Genomic DNA, 23,018 nt, shown 5'->3' with positions numbered 1-23,018 from the left:
TCGGTGGCTGTAACGACAAATTGTAGTTACCATAGACATCTGGCAAAAAGACAGTCAAGAACAGGCAGGATGCCTGTTCCACAATAATTATGCCAGAAGTCTAATATTTAGTAACAATCAATGAACAACGAATTTACTTCGAGCAAATCTCAAACTGACTGGCAACGCCTAGATGCCATGACTGATGAAGATATTGATTTCTCCGATTGCCCTGAAATTACGCCTGAAACGTTTGCCAAAGCATTAGTTCGGCGAGGCTTACCCAACCCTAAGACGAAAGCTCAAGTGACCTTACGCATTGACCGTGATGTTTTGGAGTGGTTTAAATCTCAAGGTCGAGGTTATCAAACACAGATTAACGCCTTACTCAGAGAATACATGAAAGCCCATCAATAATGGATTTGCTATTTTTTGTATCGTTCTCATTTATTCTACTTTTAATCAGTGCCATCAAAGGTTATTTTATAGTTGCTCCGCTTCTAGCTTCGATGGCAATTTTGACGGTCATTTTGTTGCGGAGGGGATTTCCGCTAAAAACCTTAATCAAAATGGCTGTTGCTGGCAGTCAAAAATCTTTTTCAGTCATCGCTATTTTACTTTTAATCGGCGCAGTCATGGCTGTGTGGATGGCTGCGGGGACGGTTCCGGTTCTGGTATATTGGGGAATTAAATCGATCGACCCTCAGTATTTCATTTTTTGGGCGTTTATCTTAACCAGCGTTTTTTCTGTACTACTGGGAACATCTTTTGGTGCTGCGAGTACGATCGGCATTGCTTTGATGATAATCGCCAACGGCAGCGGTGTAAATCCGAATCCGATCGCCGGGGCGATTGTAGCGGGAGCTTATGTGGGCGATCGGTGTTCTCCGATGTCTTCGAGCGCTATTTTGATTGCCATCCTTACCAAAACCGAAATTTATACCAATCTCAAAAATATGGCGGTGACGGGCTTATTACCGCTGCTCGTTTCCAGCTTGTTGTATTTAATTTTATCGGCTTCAAATCCCGTCGAACTTTCCGGCAACAATTTGGCTTTGGAACTAGGCACAGCCTTCAATCTTAATTCGATAACTTTGCTGCCAGCCTTGACAATTCTCATACTTTGTGTACTGCGAGTCGAAGTCAAAATCGCGATGGCTGTTAGTATCATTACCGGAAGTGCGATCGCCTTTTTCGTTCAAGGTTATTCGCCGATCGAGATTCTGCAATTTGCGATCGCAGGATTTAAATTAGAATCAACTTCTAGTTTAAAAGATATTGTAGCAGGAGGAGGAATTTTGTCTATGGCAAAAGTTTCATTAGTTGTAGTTGTCTCGACAGCATTTGCTGGCATTTTTGCCGGCACCAGAATTTTAGAATTTGTGGAAGTGTCTCTCAATAAAGCTCGAACCAGAGGAGATTTATTTTTTGCCACAAGAGTAATTAGCATTTTTTCAGCAGCCTTTGGTTGTACCCAGACGATCGCAATTATCTTGACCCATCAATTAGTGGAATCAAAGTACCGCCAACAAAAATTAGATGATTATCAACTTGCTGTAGACTTAGAAAATACCGCTGTTGTGATTTCCCCCTTAATTCCTTGGAATATTGCAGGATTAGTTCCAGCAACTGTCTTGGGTGTCAATTCGGATTTTATACCCTATGCGTTTTATTTATATCTGATTCCTTTATTTAATTTGATTCAACTGAAACTGGCTAAGGCACCTCATAAAAATTAACCAAAATTAAGAGATATCTTACATTCATTATCTCGCTTTTCTTAAAATTATCGGTGTTCATCTGTGTTGCGTCGGGAGCATCTCAGTTTTGCATCTGTAGTGCTGTCCCCGCTCGCGTGCTGATTGATATAGCAGGCGAGCGGGGACGCTCGCACTGCAATAAAAAATGCTTCTTGCAAAAATGAGATGCTCCCTGTTGCGTCTGCCTTAAATCTGCGATCGATCGCAGATGTATGCAATTGCTCGTCTACTTTGGCAGCGGTTGCAATATTTTCTCAGCATGACTTGCCGCCACCGCCGCAAATAAAGCCTCATAATGATTCAAAGCTTCCTCAAATCCGTAATTCTCCACAGCATACTTTCTACCTTGCTCGCCCAACGCATCCACCCGATCGCGATTTAAGAACAAATCCTCCACAGCATCAGCCAAAGCCTGCGGATCTTCCGGCGCTACCACCACCCCGCCACCGCTTTGCTGCACTGCTTTATGCGCCGTACCAGTTTCGGGAACGGACGCCAAAATTGCCCGACCGCTCGCCAGCAGCACTTGAATTTTTGAAGGCATATTAAAGTTAGTTACCCGGCGCTTTTGTACGACTAAACTAACATCCGCAGCAGCTAACATTTCGGGCAATTTTTCTCGCGGTTCAAACGACAGTAACATTACATTAGTAGCTTTGTAAGTTTCGCAATCTTTTTGCAAGCGCGTCAGTGCTGTTGATTCCCCCACAATTACAAAAGCAATTTCAGGTATGTGCTTCAAACGGGTCGCTGCTTTGACCACTGTTTGTAAGCCTTGGGTAAGGGCAATATTTCCAGCATAAAGAACCACAAACTTGCCATTTAGTTTGTGGGTTTCGCGAAAGGGGTTATTTTCTTTTGGTAAAGGGCGGATGAAATTGACATCAACCCAATTCGGAAGGCAAACTATTTTTTCCGGGGGTACTCCCTGAGAGTGCAATTTGCTGACAAAACCGCTGTCGATAACGCTGACTTGGCTGGCTGTGCTGTAGGCAAATTTTTCTAAGGCGTCCGCAATCTGAATTAGCAGTCCGTTTTTTTTCACCAAGCCGACGCGCACTGCTGCTTCTGAGACGATATCCTGTACGTTGAGGACGATCGGGATATTGCGAGTCCAGCCGTAAAAGGCCACTGGAACGCAAATCGGTAAAGGTGGCATTGTTGAGAAAATCACGTCGGGACGCCAGCCTCTGAATGCTTGGACGGCGCTGGATACGACAAAACTACCGTCTAGCAAAAGTCGGTCTAGCAGGCTGGGGTGAGGGCCGTTGACGCGCAGGTAACTCCGCTGAATAGTGACGCCGTTGTGTTCTTCGGTGAGGTAAAATTTGCCCCGATATTGCGGATAAATTCGCCGCTGGGGATAGTTGGGCATTCCGGTGACGACTCGAACTTGGTGCCCTCGCTTGACTAGGCCTTGGGCTAGTTCTGTCATCAAGGGGGCAATGCCGATCGGCTCTGGATAGTAGTTATAGGAATAAATTAGAATACGCATAATATATTTAGTTTGAAGCAAATAGTCCTGCCGCTCCTCTACTCGATCGTCCACCCGGTGAATTGCAGAGGATGTGGTTGGGTGTCAGGGAGCATCGCAGGGGCGGCGCCCGGCCCTGCCGACGATCGCCAGAAGCCGCCCAGGGGAGGGCCCTGCCGGCGCCCTCAGGTAAGGTTTTTCCGCATTACCAGGCAGTTGGAGCGATCGTCGGTACGGATATAGTGCAGCTCGTCGGTGAGCTTGTACATAAACACCAGTCCCCTTTCTCCTTCTCTATCCAACGGATCGCGCTGCTCTTGCAGGATCGAGCGCAGCTTTGATTCCAGGTTGAAGGGTTGACCTCTGTCCCAAATCCTAATTTCTAAGTAGTCTGCAAACACTTTTACGTCAATGTCGATCGGCGTCTCGGGGGGCAAGTTCTGGTGAGCATGGCGGACAGCATTTGTAAACCCTTCATTAACAATCAGGCTGCACTGCCACCACAAGTCCTGTGGTATCAGCGGCAGAACAATATTCTCCAACCATTCCGAAACTTGTGTCAGAGCGTTCAGGTCTGTTGTAACCTGAAGGTCAAACTCGGCAATTGGTTGCTCGTCTTTCATTTTTCTTCTCCCTGGTCGCCCCCCACCACCGCTGTAGCCAGCGCAGGTTGGAGAGGAAAAGGAGGGCAAGGTCTTGGCAACATATTAGTTTAGTCAAGCTTGAATTGAAGAAGCCCGTTTTGCCTCAAGGTGAGCATTCCTTTCGCACCATTTACTCGATCGCGAAAATGAGAGACTTCCGATACTGTAACCCGCTTCGGTAGGACGTTTAAATCGGAAAATTTCCCGACTCAGCAGCTTGCGATGAGTTATTTCAGCTTCGACCGTGTTAGCAGTCGGTACTTTTCTCAACACACCTGAGTTCTTGTCGTCCTCGAAAACCCTGCTGGAGTCATTCGAGTACGACCTCGAACTCGCCAATTGCTAATTAATGCTCCGATCGCAGAGCTGGTAAATAGATGCACATTTTCTGTGTGAATTTTAACACTTAATACTAACGTAAGTATCGCGATCGATCGCCTACTTGACTAAGTATCAAGTTCGAGTTCCGGCTGTCGAGAAATCAACAGCAACTAAAATTTCAGCAATCGGTTGTTGACCGCTCTACATAGCGCCACTATTTTTGTTAAACAGCACAGTTATGGTTTTAACAATTAGTTTCAGGTCATACATCAGGCTCCAGTCTTGTTGGTATTTTAAATCTAAACGGATGACATCTTCAAAATCGCGGACTTTAGAGCGACCGTTGACTTGCCATTCGCCTGTCATTCCAGGTTTGACATCAAAACGCTGCCACTGAGGGACTTCGTAGCGCTCAACTTCGTCTGGAGTAGGCGGTCTGGTGCCGACTAGACTCATTTCGCCTTTGAGCACGTTCCAAAACTGTGGCAGTTCGTCGAGACTCGTTTTCCGCAAGATGCGTCCGACTTTGGTAATCCGCGGGTCGTTGTCATTTTTGAAAAATGCGCCAGAAGCTTGGTTTTTAATTTCGGCTTTCATGGCTTCGGCATTAGTACACATCGATCGAAATTTCCAAATCCGAAATCTTCTGCCCATCCAGCCGCAGCGGGTTTGTGCAAACAATATCGGGCCCGGATCGTTAATCGTGATGGCTGCCGCTATGGGTACAAACAAAATTCCTGTAATTATCAAACCGACGATCGCCCCAACGACATCTATCACCCGTTTCACCAACGACTGCACCGAGGGATGCGTCATCGGTAGCTGATTGTCGGAGGGGTGTGTCTCTATGGGAGTTGACGTTGCAGAAGGCTGCTCGATTGTCAGCACTTGATCTAGGCTGGTGAGAGCAAATACTGCCATCACCTGTGGCTTGAGGCTTCGGAGCACCAAGTCGCTGCCGCGCTGTTTGGAAAATTTCAGATTGCTGACTAAAGCACCGATCCCGCTACTGTCAATGAATGTCGTCTGACTGAAGTCTAGGACAATTTTGCTGGGAACGGTGTTTTCAGAGAAAAGTTGCTGGCAGGTTGTCTTGAAGTTTACGGCTTCAAGTACGCTCAAGCGCACGGGTATGTGAACCGAGGGAATCTCGTCCAAGTATGTAACCCGAAAATCTGTCTCTGGGGTTTGGCTGACCATGAAGTCCTAGTTTCAAATTTCAAGCTGATGTCTTTAGCCTATTGTGTCCTAGCCGCTCCACGTTTACCAAATATTGTTCCGATCTAAAGCCCAGCTTTATACAAACTTTACAAAAACCCTAAAAATGTGGCCGCCGAGCCTCGCCATATCACAGGTCAGGGTAGACTCAAGTCTACCGGTCATCAACCCGTCCAAGTTTTGGCGGAAAAATTTTGAACCCATCAGCTACCCAACTGTCCGGGCTGGAAGTATCTCATTTTTGCAAAAAGGATTTTTTTTAGTGCAGTCCCCGCTCGCGTGCTATGTATAGCACCAGAGCGGCGACTGCACAAAGGAATGAGAATTAAATAACTTACAATTTTTATTGTTGTTGTGGGATGGGCGTCCCGCCCGTCCTTTCTGGACAGGCGGGACGCCCATCCCACAAATATGTGTAAATTATTTAATTCGCGATCCTAAGAATGCCAAATTGAGATGCACCCCCGGGCTGGAAGTATCTGTTTTTTAAAGTTATGACAGACTTTGGCAAACAGGGAAAGTGTATAAATTACAATGTCTTGTCGTGTTCGATCTCTATCGGATCTTTAGAAAAATGGTATCAAATCTGAATCAAGATTTTTGTGGATTCAGAGCGATTAATTTTGTCGTTAAGAATTTTCGATCCTGTATTGCAGGGGGAAAGTTACCGCAGCGAACAGCTAAAAGTTAACGGTTAACTGTGTAACAGGAAAGTCAACAGTTAACCGTTAACTTGAAAACCCCGCACCAAAAGTCAGAGGATTAGGTTAAGAATTGTAGACGTTTTCTGACTGGGAGGTTTCGCGGCTGATGGGTTGGACTTTGGCTTTGGCTTTGGCTGCGTTGCGTTTCAGGGCCTGGAGACGAGCTTCGTATTTAGCCCGTTGAGTTTTTTTGGAGGTTTGCTCGATTAAGGTTTTTAAGGCACTACCGAGGCTTTTATAAGCGTTTGGCAGAGTGTAGCCGAAGCGAGTGGCGAGGGTGAGAGCTTTTTCGTCAGCGTCTACTGCTTCTTTTAAACTTTTGTCTCCGTTGTTTTTTTGGTAAAGTCTCCAGCCGGAGACGCCGCACAAAGATAGGGCCAGTACCAGCAGCAAGCCGTCTTGCACCCAAAGTTCGCCGACGGCGCCGCCTAAACCGATCGCCAGAGCCGCCATTTCCCAACCGTCTCTGGGGATGGTGTCGTTTTGGATGCGGGCGACTTCATGCCAAAATAGGAGGTTGCGCTGATCCATTGCTAGCTGTTCCCAGCGGATCAGGTCTATCTGTATTTCTACCTGGTCTTTGCCTATTTCTTCGCTACGGATTAGGGTGGGATTAACTTCTATTGTTTTTTCTACTGTTACCCAACTTTGGAGTTCTGGGGGCAGTATATTTTTCAAGCGCCGGATCTCACTCATCTCGGCTCTTGCTGTAGAGGTTGCATAGGATGTCATAGCTCCGGCCTATTGATTTTCCAAAGGTTAATATGTGTCTATTTCTGGAGTATAGCAAACCTTGAATCCAAATATAGCCTCGTGGCGGGGGTCGATCGACCTTTTGGCAATTTTATTTGATTTTAGTCGTTGTGGGCGATCGATTTCTTCCGACTATTTCATCAACGGTTGAATTTCCTGCCGCAATTTCGACCAAGCCGCCAAAACTTCCGGCTTAGAAGTAATCCCTTTTTGAACCAAAACAACTCCGTCCAATACTTCAGCAATTCCGTAAGAACCGTTCCGCAGAGCTTCGTCTGTAAAACGCACTGCCCCCCTAACTCTACCCCGATCCAGCGGAACTTTTAAATTATGCTGCTGCAACTGCCACAAATCTAACAGCGCATAATCGACATCGACTACCTTTCCCTCTTCATCTCGAAACTGCATCATTTCTAAACGGATGAGGTTTCTGCGACCCGAAAGGTGAGAAACTATGTAACCGCTTGTCGAAACGCTAGCAGCTTGCGGAATCAATTTTAGCACGGTTTGCAGGTCTGTGGCGTGTTCTAATTGCTCCGGCAAGGATTGATAAACCAAAGGATTAAAAGAATAAGGCGACAGAAAATACAAAGCCCCATAGGGATTGGAAGTCAAGGTAAATAATAGCGACAATCCAATACATCCAATCCAAAAACGGTGCAGCCTCGGTTTAAATCTTTCTGGATGTTCCGACCACCATAAAATTACAGCATAAACCAGTAAAGGAATCACGCTTAAGGTATAGCGAGTATTGATAGAAGTCGCTGATTTATTGTAAACTTGCACCAGCAGAACCAGCAAAGGAAAGCTTGACATAATCCAAGCTGGCAGCGAAACAACAGGTATAAATGCCAGCGGCAGCCACAAACCTAAAATAAACCTGATCCGCCTTTCTAAATCGTTAAAAAATACCTCAATTATAATTTGAGGTTGGGTAACAATCCCCCACAGCAGTTCCAGCGTAGACGGATTTTCTGTTTTGACGAATTTCCTAAAAAAATTAGCTAAGTAAAGCCGGGAATTGTCATCAGAAAACATGGGCATCACAACATTGGTAATCAGCGAAACATAACTAAAACTCAACACGCACAGCGCTATTCCGGCTCGCAGATAGCGGCGGCTTACTATTAAATAAGCTCCGATTCCGAACAAACTAATTCCAGTTTCTTCGCGAATTCCTAACGTCAGCGCTGCAAAAATCCAAAACCACACCCACTTTTGCTTTTCTAAAGCTAACAGCAAACTAAATATAAATAGAGGAAGTTGGCAGTGTTCGTAAAAATTTCCCAGCGTCGGGCCTATTACACCATTTGCTCCGTAATAACTGGCTACTATCATTACCGACAGGGGAACAGATAGATAATGTCTTGCTAAAAGATACAAAACTATTCCGGCGACGGCGATTAAAGCTACTTGCAAAACTATCAGGGTAACAGGGGATGGAAACAAGGCATAAATCGGCATCCAAATTAGAAAATTGATAACGAAGTGTTGCCCTAAATGGATGTAAGATGGAGATGACAGTTGTCTGTCTATCAGCGAGGCGCTGGAGGCGCCTGATGACAGGGAACTTTGAAAGAATCTGCCGTGTATGCTGTTCCAAAATACTTGGTTAAATAGGCCGTGATCGTAGGATGCTAAGAAGCTTTCGTAGCGAATTATGCTGAAAGTTAAAACTAATATAAAAAAAATCGCTGCTAGGATTGTAACTTGACGAAATCCTGTTTGATTGTTCCACGAGTCGAGAGGTTTGAATTTCATATTTTTTACTGCACCGATATTTTTTCTAAGGTTGATAGGACTTATCGACAAGTTGCCAGAAACCGGGTTTTTCGCCAAAATACTTGGCTCAAACCCTTAATAAGAGTTGAAAAACCCGGTTTCTTTAGTCGGAGCGATCAAGCCCTGGTTGACTGAAGTTGTGCTTAAATTCGGAAATAGAAATAAATTTGCCTTGGGTTTTAAGCTTGGTAAGGTATTTTTCGAGTTTATCAACCATTTTGCTGCCTGAGTCTTTTTTGACATAACCGGGTAATTTAAACTGGGAAATATCAGTGAATTCCCAGGGGTGAAAGTAGATGTTCAGATACGAGTCTGTTTCTAGCGTTAGCTTGGTTGCCAATTGTATCATTGACAGAGGAAAGTTTTTAAAGCTCAACCAAAATAACGGAAATCGGATCATAGGAGTGACTGAAATGGGAAGGTTGAGCAGTTTATTCGTATAATATGCAGTTCTGGATTTAGATAGATTATTGTATCTGCCGGGGATGTAAGTAGGATTCATTGAGGAGTTGTATTCGTAGCCTGCTTTTTCTATTTCTATGTCGTCAACTGGCTGAAGTCTTGCCATCCTGAATCCAGTGACTTGAGTATTCGTTATTTCTTCTAAGGTTTGCTTTGATTTTTGTAAATCTTCGAGGCTAAATTGAGAGTGGTAAAAGCCGTGGGAGGCGATTTCGTGGTGTTTTGATAGTTCTCTGATTGTATCTCGGTTGTTGAGTGCAAAGTTGGCTGTGACAAAAAATGTGGCTGTAATATCTAATCTGTCGAGAAGTGCAATAATATTTGACAATCCTCGGCTAGATATTTCAAATTTAATCTCGTCTTCCAGGCGTTGACCGTATTCTTCGGGGATGTCAAATTCTTCTAGATCAAAACTCAACAATATTGATTTATTCATAGTAGCCTGCGCGGTCGTTGTATCTAATTTTAAACAAGCTGATCAGCATTTTTAGGGAATCTTTAAGTATGTTGACTTGAGAAAGTTTGTAGAGATGTTCTTGTGAAACTCGGGCGGGTATCTCACCAGTTGTATATCCTTTTTTGTGAGCTAAAAACAGCAGTTCTGCATCAAAGGAAAACCCGGTAATTGTTTGTCTTTTAAATATTTCTTGGGCTGGTATTTTCTTGAAGCCTTTGAGTCCGGCTTGCATATCTCTATATGGTAGATTCAGGATGGCTCTGGAAATTAAGTTAAATATTTTGCCAGCTATTTTTCTGAGTAAGGTAAGATTTCGGAAGTTGTCTCGATCGAGATTTCGGCAACCAATTACGACATCAAATTTTTCTAATTTTTCTACTAAGGGTTCGAGATGTTCGAGGGAGTATGCTAAGTCGCCATCCATGAAGCAAATGCAGTCGGCGTCTGCATCTTCGCATCCTTTTTTGACGGCATACCCTTTGCCTTGACGGTTGCTGTAAGAAATTAGTTTTATGTGATGTGTGGGAAAAGCTTTGAGTTTGTTTTCTATAATTTCCAGTGTATTGTCGGTCGAGCCGTCATTAACAATGATAAAATTGTAAGCATGATTTTTTTGAGTAAATTCTAAAATTCTGTCAAAGGTTGGCTCTATGCAATTTGCTTCGTTGTAAACAGGCAGAATTACTGCGATTTTCATCATTATTGTTCGATCGCGCTTTCGCAGAAGTATGCTACCACCTCGGGCAAGAAATCACAAGTACAGGACATCAGGTGTCAAAAAGTTAGCCAACAATAAATCTTGTCAAGTTTGAAGGGGGCTGCGGAAAAAGTACGATCGCCATAAATTGTATCATGGTAGGCTTGACCTAGCTCATCTTTAGGGGCGACACGGGCGATCGACAATCTAGACACTCCCAACATCTGAACTCGAAAAACCGTCATACTACCGCCTGAACTATATACCTTATGAGGTTGTAATTGTCAATGATAAATTATTTAGTTAACAAATGGCCCGAGTATTTTCAACCCGGTATGACGCCCCGAAAAAAACGTATTATTAGATTTTTACTAGCATTCCTCCTAACTTTCATCACCTATCAAGCAATCCTAGAAATCATCACAGTAGAAATTCCGATTTTCGGCTTTCACGATATAGTAGACCTGCGGAATCCCCAGGAAATACCGCCGCTGCGGCGAGACTTTCCCGGCGACTACAGCCAGCAAAACTTGGAACCTTTTTTAGAGGACTTAGTTAGGCAGAACTATTGGTTTTTGTCAACCCAAGAGCTTTACGAGTATTTCATCGCCAATCCCAAAAAGCCGGTGCCGAGTGAATATCGCGATCGCAAAAAAGTTATGATTACCTTTGACGATGGCAACAAAAGCATTTATACGCACTTACTCCCGATTTTACAAAGACTCGAAAATAAATACAGCAGAAAAACTAAAGTAGTTGTATTTGTCAACTCCGGCTTTTTAGGTCGTCAAGACTCACTCATAAAAAAAGTAACTTGTCAGGACTTAAGAGACGGAATGCAAAAAGGATTTTATGACATTCAATCCCACGGACTGAACCACGAAAATCTTACAAAAATTTCTATGACAGCATTAGACAGAGAACTATCTCAAGACCAAATTAGACTCAGAAAATGCACCAAAGACTTAGATCCAAATCAAATAGTTGCGTCTCACATAGCCTACCCCTTTGGCGCAGTCAACAAAGAAGTTGACAAATACCTCGTCAAATACTTCTCATCAGGATACTTGTACGACAGTCTCAAATTAAAATTGCGGTTTTTTCCACCCAATAAATACCGGATTTCGAGATTAACAGTCAACAAAAAACACTCCGCAGAAAGACTCAGCAGCCTAGCTTCAGGAAGCTGGCTACACAAACTAATTGGCAAAAAATAAGCTATACAGCTTTTACAGTTATTCAATGAAGAATTGGTGAGTGCATTGGAACACGCAACATCGGAATCACAAAATAGCATCGAAAACCAAAAACCCTTAGCAATTGCTGCCGTTTCCCAACGCGCCGACGCACTGGATGCGCTGCGCGGACTAGCAGTATTAGCAATGGTTTTATCAGGTACAATAGCCCGCAAAACCTTACCAGCGTGGATGTATCACGCCCAATTACCACCACCAGACCATATTTTCAATAACAAACTGCCAGGATTAACCTGGGTTGACTTAGTTTTCCCCTTCTTTTTGTTTGCAATGGGCGCCGCGATACCGCTAGCTTTGTCGCGCCGCATCGCCAAGGGAGGGGATTTTAAAAAAGTAATATTCTCTATTTTGCAAAGAGGCTTTTTATTAGCATCATTTGCCATATTTCTCCAGCACATTCGCCCGACTACAATTAATCCCGACGAACCCAGTCCGCAAAAGTGGTGGCTGGCTTTGTGCGGGTTTTTTCTATTATTTTTAATGTACGTTCGCTGGCCACAAAAATGGTCAACTTGGCTGTGGCGAGCGATGACAGTTGCTGGTTGGAGTGCCGGAATTGGCTTCATCTCTAATATCAAATATCCCGATGGTAGGGGAATTTCTTTTGAACGCCAGGATATCATCTTGATGGTACTTGCAAATGTAGCGGTTTTTGGTTCTATAATTTGGCTGTTTACTCGTTCAAATGTATGGTTGCGAGTCGGATTTTTGGGCTTGCTATTGGCGGCGCGCCTGTCTTCTCATGATGCTGGTTGGATTAAGTCTATTTGGCTGTACTCTCCTGCACCTTGGCTGTTTCAATTTGATTATTTAAAGTATTTGTTTGTAGTGATTCCTGGTACGATTGTTGGAGATTTACTTGCAAGGTGGATAGAGTATCGTTCGCCGGAAGAGGCGATTTATGCTAGCTGGAAAAGTTGGCGCTATTTTAGCATTATGATTTTGATGTTTGCTGTCAATTTAGTTTTGTTAGTTGGACTGCAATCTAGATTGGTGTGGCAGACGACCTTAGTGACGGTGGTACTGTGTTTGTGCGGTTTGCTTTTGTTGAGAAAGCCTCGGAATGTCACGGAAAATGTATTGAGCCGCCTTTACAAATGGGGTTTTTATTGGCTGTTTCTGGGTTTACTGTTTGAGCCTTATGAAGGTGGAATTAAGAAAGATTCGGCGACGATGAGTTACTTTTTTGTAACGACTGGAATGGCGATTTTTCTGTTAATTGGGTTGACGATAATTATCGATGTGTTTCAGAAGAGATGGTTTTTGCAGTTGTTTATTGATAACGGGGTGAATCCGATGATTGGGTATGCGGGATTTGCGAATATTATCTGGCCGATTCTGGTGTTAAATGAATGGGAACCTGTGATTATTGAGATGACTTCAACTGATCCGTTTATGGGTTTTTTGAGGGGCTTTGGATATACGGCGATTTTAGCGTTAATTGTGGTGATGTTTACGAGGTTGAAACTATTTTTGAGGACGTGAGTTAATTAAAGGGCGAGTTTATCTTCAGCTATTGTAGCGGAATGATTTAACCGCAGAGAACACAGAGGACGCAGAGGGAGAGAATGGATCGTGACTTACGCACGGGGTTCATAAACCTGGTTTTTGGTCTCCCATGCGTAACTTCTAGGAAAGTGACTTTAAAATGCCACTTTCTAATTGATAAATCGCTGCCATAATTCCAGTTTCAGGATTGGTTAACAGGGATTTTTTGACATCTTTCAAGTAACTTACAAGGTGTTCGCGCAAAATTGGTCTTTCTATTGTGACTGTATGATTGTAATCCCACAAATCCCACATGATAATCCCGACACCGACAATCGGGTCGATTAAACCTACTCCTAGCTGACTTGCAACTGTACCGCCTGTTTTTGTTGCTATTTTGGCGGCGGCTTTGCTGGCAACTTTTGCTGTAACTTTGCTGCCGACTTTGGTTGCTACTCCCAATATTAATGGTTTAGCAATTAAGTAACCGCTGCCGCCAACTAATACTTTTAATGATAAATTTGAGACGTTTCCTTTGTCGCTAATTGTGGTGGCAATGTCGTTCAGATATTTGTCCCACTGTACTTGTGGGATGTTATAGTTGTTTTGAACTACTTTGACATTTTTGCTGACTTCGGCTATGTACAAGTTAGCAGTATCTTGAGTGATTAATTGAAATTTCAATTGAGCATTTTTGGGAACCAGCACGCGGTTAGCAAATTCTCTTTGGAAGTCTTCTGTTAATTTTTCGGAAACAGCGCGAGATGCTGCTGTCATGTCAAATCGGTTGAGTACGGCGGATTTGACGAAGTTGAAAGGTACTGTAAACTCCATCTTTTTTTGGTTGAAGTAATCGAAGTACCAATCGAGGAAGCTGTTGTCTACTCGTGCTATTACTTCGGTTTCCCATTTGTCCAATTCTTTTGATGCGAAAGTCTCGGCTGTTGTATTGGCTTTTTGAATGGCGTTTTTAAGGTCTTGGTTGATTTTGCTGAAGTCGTGGGGCGGGGAGACTACAACTGTTGTGGTTGCGGTATTTGTTAGGGATTTGGAGATTAGAAAGTTGCCTAGTAGGGGAATGATGACTACTATAATGACAACTGTCCAAATCATCGGTGTCACGGTTTTGATAAACTGGGTGATGACTTTGAGGCGTTCTGTTTTCTCTGAGTAGCTGATTTTTTCGCTGTCTCGACTCATGGCGGTTCCTCAATTGATGAGAATTTCGGGCTAGTTTTGATTATAGGCGGCGTTTTGGGCGATCGTGTTGCGGGCGTGTAGGCTGGGATTCTGCAAAGGTTGGGGGAAAGGGCGATCGCACTATATTATCAAAGCTAATTTGTGGTCAACCAAAAACTATCGCCCTCGCCTCAATTCTTTAATATCTGCCATTCAACTAATGCTCAGCTTTAACTTTTAGCCTCACTTCATTGCCGTTTTCCACCAACTTCGCAAAGGGTCGCTTTTAGGTGCCATATATCGCGCTTTAACTCGAATTAAATTGAGTACATCGCGTAGTGTTTGCGAATCAACACCTGCTTCCTCTGACCAATGCTTAACTATCTCTAGGGTTGATAAAATCTGAATCTGTGGTGTCTCTTTCCGAAAAAACGATATCGCCCGTTTATCATCCGTCGCCATTGCCCATTCTCGGTGAACCGCGATCGCGCCGGTCGCTGATTCGCCGTCACCTAAAATAGCAGCATAATTCACAAACGATTCTGCCTCCTCTTCAGACTCAAAATCCACGGTTATAAGTAAACTTTGTGCGATCGCTGCCTCGAATTGTGTCGCACCATCATTTTCCTCTCCCTCAAGGCGTTGGAGCGTCTTTAACTCGCACTCTTGCACAACCTGGGTGACTGCAACCTGAACAGGAATAGACTTCAGAATTGCCAGGAATTGACCCGAAGCACAAAAGTTTAGAACGCAACAGGCATCAAGAAGAAGGTGGGAGTGAACAATCTGCATAATTTGACTTCTCCCACTACTCCTGCATATTGATCAGATCGAAATGAGAAGCTTCCTCCATCATTCCGCTTGAATGTTCCCGCAATGTTTCTGCAATGCGGCGGGCCTCCAGACGATCGACATTTAGGAAATCAGAAAAGCGACTCTCTGTAATCAGTCCCTGATCCAACGCCTCAATCGCGAGATGCTGATAGTGGAGAGGGATAGTATCAGTGCGCTGTGGGATATCTTCTAAGCCCAGCTCCTGTTGTACCTTTCTAACTTTCAAGCCACGATCGCGCAATCGCTCCCAAGTTCCAGTCCGCACAAGCTCCATTTCTTCTAACCGATAAGCAAGCGCTTCTATGGAAACACCGTAGTAATGCGCTAGTGTGAATAGATGAGTCGGAGTAAACTTGCCATGCGTGCGGCACATATCGTTGAATCGCCTGAACAAGCCGCTGGTGGGCATCAGGAAATATTTTGGGAAAGTGTCGGCCAGTCGCTCGCTCTCTGGAACTCGCTGATACTGACCTTCAAATTCCAACACAGCTTTTCGCCGATGTGCGAGAAAGTGAAGGTATTCGTGAGCCAGCGACCAACGCCGCCGCTCCTCTGGATGGTTAGCATTGATTGCTATGCAACCGCCAAGTCGTTCATCGTAGCTGTAAATCCCCGAGTATTTTGGTGGCATTTTTAGATAAAAGATGCGAAGTCCCACATCCTGCTCTAAAATGTCCCGCAGACGTAAAATAGGCCCATCTCCAAGCCCAAGGCGCTGGCGCTCTGCAACTGCTATGCTCTCGGCACTAGCCTTGAGTGGCATATTAGTCACCTCGCACTCAGGAGGATAGTTCTGGGGAAGTGGTGCGGACATAATTTCTTCAAGCTCTAGGTAATTCCGACACAACTCCTCTAGCTGCTGAATTGCTGGTTCAATCTGTACCTCTTCTCCCTCACTGCGCTGGTAGGCAGCTCGGAATTGCATCTCAAAAGGTTGGATTACGGGACGAGATCGAACAAAGTCACTAACGGATCGCCCGTAGGCGCGGGCGAGTTTAATCAGTTCGGTTGCCTTAATGCGACGCTCTCCTTTCTCGATCGCAACTATAGTGGTACGTGCAACATCAATGATGTTAGCCGCATCAGACTGAGTCATACCGCATTTTTTACGTGCCTGTTGAAGGAGTTCCCCAAGCGTTCGCAGATCGATGTTGTCAAGGATGTTGGTAGTCATACATTTTTCCTCAACTTTACTGAGCTTTGACTGCGTGTCTGTTCAATACCTGCTGTTTGCCATGTTGATTCAACTGGTCAACCGCAATTTGGGATTTGACTGTATCCCATTCAGAAACATAGTTTCGATAAAGCTGAATCAGGTGGCTCCGCATATCAGCGGGCTGTAGGCTTTCTGCCCCAGCGCCGCGATCGACGATATCATCTAGGTCTGAAAACTCTCGGGTTAAAGCTTCCCACTGAAGACCCATTTCATCTGATACATTGAGCAAGCTGCGGAGGGTGTTAACCTGCACAAGCATATGAGCCAGATGCAAACTGGATTCCTTGGGCGGGCGCTTTCCGTGGAACACTACGTAACGGGTTAGATCTTCTAGATCGTTAGCCGCAAGCGACTGTCGTCTTAACAAACAAGAGGAGCAGTAACCACACTGAATCGGCTGCTGGCGATGTGGGCTGTCGCATGACATAGTTAGCGACGGTAAGTCGTTTCTCCCTTCTTCAGCCAATGTTTTGCACATTTTGGCTTTAGTCCAGAACAGAAATGGGTTTTGCACACGGAATTCTTCTCCCAAAAGTTCTGAGACGACATCGCTCACCATAAGTAAAGTCAGTGGGTGAACAGAGCGAGAGTGATCCAGTCCTACAGCAGATGCACGGTAAGGAAGGTTGATCGCCCCAATCCCATTCTCGTAAACACAGATAACCCGCCGATTCATAAGGTATGCACACGCAGCACCAAGCAGAGTGAATACAACACCTCGCGCACGCGAACGCTTGTTCTTGTGCTGCATATCGCTATCGTGGAAGCGGATCGGGACGCGGAAAAGATGACAACGACCGGGGAATATAGACTCAACCTTTTTTCCTACTCGTCCCTGGCGGGCATAGACACTATTGTTACTACCACTTCCAAACAGCACGAACGACTTTTCTGGATACATCCGAAGACGAGTGTACAAACCCGCCAGAGCATCAAGTCCACCACTCCAAAGCGCGACTTCACAGCATTGAGGTACTATTGACAAAAAAACTAATTGTTGCTCAACAAAACGTTCCGGTGCGACTCTTGCTTGAAAGTCGAAAACCCATTCGCTCCAAGTCGCCCATTCCAGCAAGTCTTCCAGTTTTGTTCTGAATGGTTCGGCACTTAACAATTCTGGATGACGGACAGGAAGCACCACAAAAAGACGACGCTTCTTCTCTCTGAGATTTTGGGGCGCAAGGCGATCGGAAGCATGGATTGCAACGGCGAGGTCAACGAGGTCAGCAATGAGGGCTGGAAACTCTGCCTGAACCCGATACCCGAATGCTTTATCATCCAGATTGATACCAACAGTTAGCTCTTTGCCCTGAGAGTGATCTATGAATCGCACACGCCCATTACTGTTCAATATAGGTTCAAAGTGCAAGGTGTAATCGCTGTAATCAGTGTTGTGAAGCTTCTGCTCAATCGAAGGTTCGTAGTTCATCGCAGATCATCCTCATCCCTATTTATTTCTATCACCTTTTTGCGTGGAGACCTTCGCAGGTTTTTCACATCTCCATCCGCAGTAGCTTTGCTTGCCCATTTGCTGATTTCGGCCAACATATCTGGACGGAGAGACTCAACACGCTCTGTAATGGTCGCGTTATCAACATCAGCATGGTGATTAGGCGTCAGGGGAATGCGTTGCTCAAATTTTGCCTTGTACACTTCCTGGAAGAATCGCTCTACAACAGCTTCCGGCAAATTGCTAGTTTCTGCTGCATGGTGATAGCGAAATTCATGTAGGATTCCCTTACCAGCACGACGCAGTAGTTCTTGGACATGATGCTTAACTTTCGCTTGTCCTACCTGTCGATCGATCTCCATGCTTAAAGCAGCCCAATTCACAGAGCTATTCTGGTCTGCATTTTCCATCGCCTGTCTGAACATCTCCCCGATTTGCTTGGCGTATGCGATCCCAATACCGTAGTTTTTCTTGATGTCCCGTATCACAGCACCCTTCACAACCCAAGCATATTCACTGTTGTTATCTTTTCCTTCACAAAGCAACTTATACGGATTCTGGTAAAACCACGAAAGCTGACTGTGAACGATATCTCCGTCGGGCATGGTGGAACCTCCAAGGCTCGGAGTTTGCTTGTATGATCAAGTTAGCTCATTTTTCTGACAATGTCAAGTATTACTGCGCCCAAAAGTAGTAAATGTCAGAATGGAGGTTCCCAAGATTGGGTATAGCCCACACTCGGAGATGAGGAAGGGCATCAGTGGTACTCGATCGCGCACCCAATCCCCCACCTCGCAGCAACAGACGGGCGATCGTACTAATTTAACGGGGAGGCTGGAAAATAGGTTCAACCTAACCGATGACAAAAAATCTTAAAAGCTTACTCTGCAAGGCTTTGAGTGGATAAACATCAAAAAAGGTGCGATCTGGCGATCGATCGTCAATGAAAAAGTGAGGCTTGTAGAGAAGTAGGTTCAAGACAGAAAAACCCGGTTTCTTGGAGAAACCGGGTTTTGAATTCAACCCTAAAAACGACTAAACCTTCGCTTCTTTCTTCACCAAATCACCCCAACCCAAATCCTTCAGCGAATTATTCCGGCGCAGCGGACGAGTCACCAACTCCAAAATATCCCGCGCATTCCCAAAGCCGTGAATCTGAGCGAAAGTAAACTCAACTGACCACTTAGTATTAATTCCCCGCGCTTCCAAAGGATTAGCGTGGGCCATACCGGTAATCACCAAGTCGATATTCTGCGCGTAAATCCGCTGTAGCTGATTGTAATTGTCTGGTTTTTCGACAATCCGAGGATTAGGAACTCCCATCTCGTGACAAGTCTTTTCTAACAAAGCTAATTCGGCTGCTTGATAGCGTTTGTCCATGTAAGGAATGCCGATTTCTGGGCAAGTCATGCCACAGCGAATCAAGAATCTTGCTAAAGAAATTTCTAGCAAGTTGTCGCCCATGAAGAAGACTGATTTGCCGCGAATGATTTGCAGATAATCTTCTAAACCAGCCCAGATTTGTGCTTCCCGTTCGTCTAAACCTTTTGGTTCAATGTTGAGTACAGAGCAAATCTTTTCAATCCAAGCGCGAGTTCCGTCTGGCCCGATCGGGAATGGAGCACCAATTAGCTTACACTTACGACGGCGCATCAACGTCGAAGCGGTACGGGACAAGAACGGATTCATGCCAGATACATAATAACCTTCTTCCAGAACTGGCAATTCAGTGTAGCGTTTGGAAGGAAGCCAACCAGAAACTTTGATGCCTTGCTTCTTCAATTCTAAGGTTAGCTGAGTCACAACCGGATCGGGCAAAGAACCGAAAAGTACCAGCGGTGTGTGCTTGACATATTCCGATTCATCTGCTGCAACTTCCTCTTTTTTCTTGCCGAAATTCAGCAGTTGAGAGATGGCGTTGCGTTCTACTTTCTGAGATTCCATCACTGGCGCTTTCTCAGGGCATTTAGCAGCCATCGCCGCCAAAACTGTATCTTCACCTTGAGTAAAGGCGTAATCCAAGCCGTTAGCGCGGGCTGTGACGATGGGAATGCCAATTTCGGCTTCCAGCTTCGGCGCCAAGCCTTCTAAGTCCATTTTGATGATTTCGGTGGTGCAAGTGCCGATCCAGACAATTACGCTGGGGTTACGATCGCGCTTAATTTGCAAGCACAGCCGCTTCAACTCATCAAAATCGTTTAATTGAGCGGAAATGTCGCCTTCTTCCAACTCAGCCATCGCATAGCGCGGTTCGGCAAAAATCATCACGCCCATGGCGTTTTGCAAGAAGTAGCCGCAAGTTTTGGTACCGATGACTAGGAAAAAGCTATCTTCAATTTTTTGATAAAGCCAAGCTACGCAGCTAATCGGACAAAATGTGTGATAATTACCAGTTTCGCATTCAAAGTTTAAAGCTTCTGGCTCAGTAGTCGTAATTGCAGTCATATTTCAAATGTTCTCCATTTAAATTGTTTTTCGTCTTGAACTTTCCCAGGCTAGGCTAGCGAGGAAATAGCTGTATTTGGCGATCGCGCGATCGCAGAACAATAATAGAAATACCTGGTTTTGGCGTAATTCCTGTGAAAAATAGATGCAGCAAACTGAATATTTTCGCAGCAGCAGCATCTAAAATTCCAGCTCAAAAATTCTGCGCGAGGGCTTGTAATCCCTCACAGCAGGGATTTAGTGTTTTTCAACTCGCTAAGCTAAAAACCATTTTGGTGGTTGTGAGTTTGAGTCAATTAAAATTTAACAATTAAAATTTAACAACTCGCAACTCACAACTCACAAATAGGCGGGAAAACTCCCGACTAGGATAGACTTTGGCGATCGCAACAACCTTACTTAAAATCCGACAAAAAGCCCGAAATCTCTTCATCCTCATCATCAGAATCCAAATCACCGAGACCTAGAGCATCTAAATCATCTTCATCAGGATCTCCGGTAGTTGCTTCCCCCAAATCGTCTAGTCCGAGTTCGTCGAGGTCATCGTCATCAGATACAGAGAAATCGTCAAGACCATCTTCGTCCAAGTCGCCCAGATCCATATCTAGGTCATCTGAGGTCGTAGCCCCAAACGGATCGGGTATTGCTTCGGCGACAAACTCTGCATCTTCTTCCCCAAACGGATCGGATATCCCCGCTTCGAGATCCCCAGAGGTCAAAGTCCCAAATTCTGAGGCTTCATCTTCCTCGTCATCGAGGTCGAGACCGCCCAAAGCCGAGCCTTCATCTTCCTCATCGTCGAGGTCGAGACCGCCCAAAGCTGAGGCTTCATCTTCCTCATCATCGAGGTCGAGACCGCCCAAAGCTGAGGCTTCATCTTCCTCATCGTCGAGGTCGAGACCGCCCAAAGCTGAGGCTTCATCTTCCTCGTCATCGCCCATATCGAAGTCTGATATGGCGTCTTCCTCATCCTCGCCCATATCGAAGCCAGATATGCCGTCTTCCTCATCCTCGCTCATATCAAAGTCTGATATGCCGTCTTCCTCATCGTCCCCGAGAGCGAGACCGTCCAAAGCCGAGGCTTCTTCTTCCTCATCCTCGTCCATGTCGAAGTCGGAGACAGATTCTTCCTCATCCTCGTCCATGTCGAAGTCGGAGATAGATTCTGCCTCGTCCTCGTCCATGTCGAAGTCGGAGATAGATTCTGCTTCGTCCTCGTCCATGTCGAAGTCAGAGACTGCTTCTTCCTCATCCGGTCTCAGTGCGTTAACAGCAGCAGCCAGACCAGCGACTCCGGCGACTCCGGCGACTACTCCGGCTGCTGTTAACGCCGCACCGCCTAATTTATTAGATTTGGCATCAGCAGTTGGAGCGGCTGCGGGTGCAGCAGTTGCAGTTGGAGCGGCTGCGGGTGCAGCAGTTGCAGTTGGAGCGGCTGCGGGTGCAGCAGTTGCAGTTGGAGTGGCTGCGGGTGCAGCAGTTGCAGTTGGAGCGGCTGCGGGTGCAGCAGTTGCAGTTGGAGGTTGACCGGCTACCTGTGGCACGGTACTTGAAGGCATACCCAGTGCTAGATCCGGGTCAAAATTTAGACCCAAGACTTCGATCAGGCTGTCTGCATCCGGCTTGAGTTTTGAGAAGGGCAGCATTAATTGCTGGAGTTCCGGCTCCAGGGCAGCCGCAATTCCCAGGATGAGGTAAGAAACAGGCCTTTTCCCGCCGTCGGGTGTGGCGACCGTGTTGTCAGCCGTCATGTGCAGGAGCAGCCAAGTCCGATTTGCCTGGTAGTAGTCCAACCACTTCTGTTTGAGAGCAACTGAAAAAGTATCAAAAAAAGCCATAACCTCTTTATCCTCATCCTGATCGCTAGACCTATTAAACCATCATCAGGTCTAGCTCATCTTCCTCCTTCTTGACCACTGGTTGCACAGGATTTAGATAAAAATCTGACAACAAGGAGAATAATTCGCGATCGGGCGTGTCGTTGGGCACTACTCCTTCGGGCATTGCCAAAATTTGGTCGGCGATGTTGAGGTAGTAATCGCAGACGTAGTTGAGGGAGGGATCGCTCTCGGCCATCTCAAACAAAGTCTTGCCTTTGACGCGAGAAACGCGGATGTCTTCAATTAGCGGCAGGACTTCGAGCACTGGCATGGGTACAGTGTCGATGTACTTGTCGATCAAATCGCGCTTGGAGGTGCGGTTGCCAATTAGACCGGCGAGGCGCAACGGGTGAGTGCGGGCTTTTTCGCGAACTGAGGCGGCGATGCGGTTGGCTGCAAATAATGCGTCGAATCCGTTGTCGGTCACAATCATGCAGTAGTCGGCGTAGTTCAATGGGGCAGCAAAACCGCCGCACACTACGTCGCCGAGTACGTCGAACAGGATGATGTCGTATTCCTCAAAGGCGTTGAGTTCTTTGAGCAGTTTAACGGTCTCTCCGACTACGTAGCCGCCGCAACCAGCTCCTGCGGGCGGGCCGCCTGCTTCTACGCAGTCAACGCCGCCGTAGCCTTTGTAGATGACATCTTCGGGCCAAACGTCTTCGTAGTGATAGTCCTTTTCCTGAAGGGTGTCAATAATTGTGGGGATCAAGAAGCCCGTGAGGGTAAATGTGCTGTCGTGCTTTGGATCGCAACCGATTTGCAAAACTTTCTTGCCGCGTTTGGCTAGGGCAACGGAGATGTTGCAGCTTGTTGTCGATTTGCCAATTCCACCTTTTCCGTAAACTGCGAGTTTCACTCTTTTTTTCTCCTATAGGTTTCTATCAAAACGATCGGGCTGGGGTTTGACGCTTTGATGTTGCGATCGCTACGCCTCTAATCGCCAATTAATTGGACAAACGTGGACTCAGCATACAAAAGAAAACCTTGGCACCTCAAAAGTGGTCATTCTTTTTGGC

Annotated in this window: 21 protein-coding genes; 4 read left to right on the top strand and 17 right to left on the bottom strand. The window is 45.6% G+C overall.

Translation table 11 applies throughout. From position 1 onward, the window contains the following. Positions 1-120: 120 nt before the first annotated feature. Both JGK07_RS18065 and JGK07_RS18060 read left to right on the top strand, forming a co-directional pair. Entirely contained in the window at positions 121-396 is a 276-nt protein-coding gene (locus JGK07_RS18065; protein ID WP_293207086.1) for a BrnA antitoxin family protein, read from the top strand. Continuing rightward, positions 396-1,718 (top strand): Na+/H+ antiporter NhaC family protein, encoded by a 1,323-nt coding sequence (locus JGK07_RS18060; protein WP_293226200.1) that lies wholly within the window; start codon positions 396-398, stop codon positions 1,716-1,718. Before JGK07_RS18065 ends, JGK07_RS18060 begins: the two co-directional genes overlap by 1 nt. 247 nt (positions 1,719-1,965) lie before the next feature. Here JGK07_RS18060 and JGK07_RS18055 read toward each other — a convergent pair whose 3' ends face one another. The 9 genes from JGK07_RS18055 to JGK07_RS18015 all read right to left on the bottom strand — a co-directional run bounded on the left by JGK07_RS18055 (position 1,966) and on the right by JGK07_RS18015 (position 10,496). Next, complete coding sequence (locus tag JGK07_RS18055; RefSeq protein WP_293183255.1) at positions 1,966-3,234, bottom strand: WcaI family glycosyltransferase; 1,269 nt, start codon at positions 3,232-3,234, stop codon at positions 1,966-1,968. Positions 3,235-3,398: 164 nt separating this feature from the next. Next, positions 3,399-3,836: an ATP-binding protein gene (locus JGK07_RS18050; protein ID WP_293207092.1), complete on the bottom strand. Its 438-nt coding sequence runs from the start codon at positions 3,834-3,836 to the stop codon at positions 3,399-3,401. A gap of 93 nt (positions 3,837-3,929) precedes the next feature. Further along, the gene (locus JGK07_RS18045; RefSeq protein WP_293183251.1) at positions 3,930-4,130 is read right to left on the bottom strand and encodes a hypothetical protein; all 201 of its coding nucleotides are present in this window, start codon (positions 4,128-4,130) and stop codon (positions 3,930-3,932) included. 249 nt (positions 4,131-4,379) lie between these two features. After that, positions 4,380-5,378 carry a sugar transferase gene (locus JGK07_RS18040; RefSeq protein WP_293183249.1) on the bottom strand — a complete coding sequence of 333 codons (999 nt, stop codon included), beginning with the start codon at positions 5,376-5,378 and terminating at the stop codon, positions 4,380-4,382. A 785-nt stretch (positions 5,379-6,163) separates the two neighbouring features. Continuing rightward, on the bottom strand, positions 6,164-6,832 hold the full coding sequence (locus JGK07_RS18035) for a DUF3318 domain-containing protein (RefSeq protein ID WP_293183247.1): 669 nt from the start codon (positions 6,830-6,832) through the stop codon (positions 6,164-6,166). A gap of 153 nt (positions 6,833-6,985) precedes the next feature. After that, positions 6,986-8,614, bottom strand: coding sequence for a DUF2079 domain-containing protein (locus JGK07_RS18030; protein ID WP_293196893.1), 1,629 nt, complete (start codon positions 8,612-8,614; stop codon positions 6,986-6,988). A gap of 124 nt (positions 8,615-8,738) precedes the next feature. Next, positions 8,739-9,533, bottom strand: coding sequence for a polysaccharide deacetylase family protein (locus JGK07_RS18025; protein WP_293196892.1), 795 nt, complete (start codon positions 9,531-9,533; stop codon positions 8,739-8,741). Further along, positions 9,526-10,254, bottom strand: coding sequence for a glycosyltransferase (locus JGK07_RS18020; protein WP_293207094.1), 729 nt, complete (start codon positions 10,252-10,254; stop codon positions 9,526-9,528). The genes JGK07_RS18025 and JGK07_RS18020 overlap by 8 nt, the downstream gene beginning before the upstream one ends. Before the next feature lie 74 nt (positions 10,255-10,328). Then, positions 10,329-10,496, bottom strand: coding sequence for a hypothetical protein (locus tag JGK07_RS18015; protein ID WP_293183239.1), 168 nt, complete (start codon positions 10,494-10,496; stop codon positions 10,329-10,331). A gap of 90 nt (positions 10,497-10,586) precedes the next feature. Here JGK07_RS18015 and JGK07_RS18010 point away from each other — a divergent pair, with 90 nt between their 5' ends. Next, a complete protein-coding gene (locus tag JGK07_RS18010; RefSeq protein ID WP_293226196.1) occupies positions 10,587-11,468 on the top strand; it encodes a polysaccharide deacetylase family protein in 882 nt (293 codons plus the stop codon). Positions 11,469-11,504: 36 nt separating this feature from the next. After that, a complete protein-coding gene (locus JGK07_RS18005) occupies positions 11,505-12,992 on the top strand; it encodes a DUF5009 domain-containing protein (protein WP_293226193.1) in 1,488 nt (495 codons plus the stop codon). Positions 12,993-13,136: 144 nt separating this feature from the next. Here JGK07_RS18005 and JGK07_RS18000 read toward each other — a convergent pair whose 3' ends face one another. The 8 genes from JGK07_RS18000 to bchL all read right to left on the bottom strand — a co-directional run bounded on the left by JGK07_RS18000 (position 13,137) and on the right by bchL (position 22,858). After that, entirely contained in the window at positions 13,137-14,195 is a 1,059-nt protein-coding gene (locus tag JGK07_RS18000; protein WP_293183233.1) for a hypothetical protein, read from the bottom strand. A 222-nt stretch (positions 14,196-14,417) separates the two neighbouring features. Continuing rightward, positions 14,418-14,966: a hypothetical protein gene (locus tag JGK07_RS17995; RefSeq protein ID WP_293183231.1), complete on the bottom strand. Its 549-nt coding sequence runs from the start codon at positions 14,964-14,966 to the stop codon at positions 14,418-14,420. A 16-nt stretch (positions 14,967-14,982) separates the two neighbouring features. Then, complete coding sequence (locus JGK07_RS17990; protein ID WP_293183229.1) at positions 14,983-16,182, bottom strand: XRE family transcriptional regulator; 1,200 nt, start codon at positions 16,180-16,182, stop codon at positions 14,983-14,985. A 16-nt stretch (positions 16,183-16,198) separates the two neighbouring features. Next, on the bottom strand, positions 16,199-17,653 hold the full coding sequence (locus JGK07_RS17985) for a 7-cyano-7-deazaguanine synthase (protein ID WP_293183227.1): 1,455 nt from the start codon (positions 17,651-17,653) through the stop codon (positions 16,199-16,201). Next, on the bottom strand, positions 17,650-18,279 hold the full coding sequence (locus tag JGK07_RS17980) for a hypothetical protein (protein WP_293183225.1): 630 nt from the start codon (positions 18,277-18,279) through the stop codon (positions 17,650-17,652). The genes JGK07_RS17985 and JGK07_RS17980 overlap by 4 nt, the downstream gene beginning before the upstream one ends. Before the next feature lie 430 nt (positions 18,280-18,709). Continuing rightward, positions 18,710-20,119, bottom strand: coding sequence for a ferredoxin:protochlorophyllide reductase (ATP-dependent) subunit N (locus JGK07_RS17975; protein ID WP_293226189.1), 1,410 nt, complete (start codon positions 20,117-20,119; stop codon positions 18,710-18,712). Between the two features lie 395 nt (positions 20,120-20,514). Beyond that, positions 20,515-21,957, bottom strand: a complete 1,443-nt coding sequence (locus JGK07_RS17970; protein ID WP_293190520.1) for a DUF5331 domain-containing protein — start codon at positions 21,955-21,957, stop codon at positions 20,515-20,517. Positions 21,958-21,991: 34 nt separating this feature from the next. Then, positions 21,992-22,858, bottom strand: a complete 867-nt coding sequence (bchL, locus tag JGK07_RS17965) for a ferredoxin:protochlorophyllide reductase (ATP-dependent) iron-sulfur ATP-binding protein (RefSeq protein WP_265237962.1) — start codon at positions 22,856-22,858, stop codon at positions 21,992-21,994. Between the last annotated feature and the right edge of the window lie 160 nt (positions 22,859-23,018).

It is taken from the genome of Microcoleus sp. PH2017_24_DOB_U_A (genome assembly GCF_020738205.1).
In the GTDB taxonomy this organism is placed as follows: domain Bacteria; phylum Cyanobacteriota; class Cyanobacteriia; order Cyanobacteriales; family Microcoleaceae; genus Microcoleus.
This window is presented reverse-complemented; position numbering and strand designations above follow the sequence as displayed.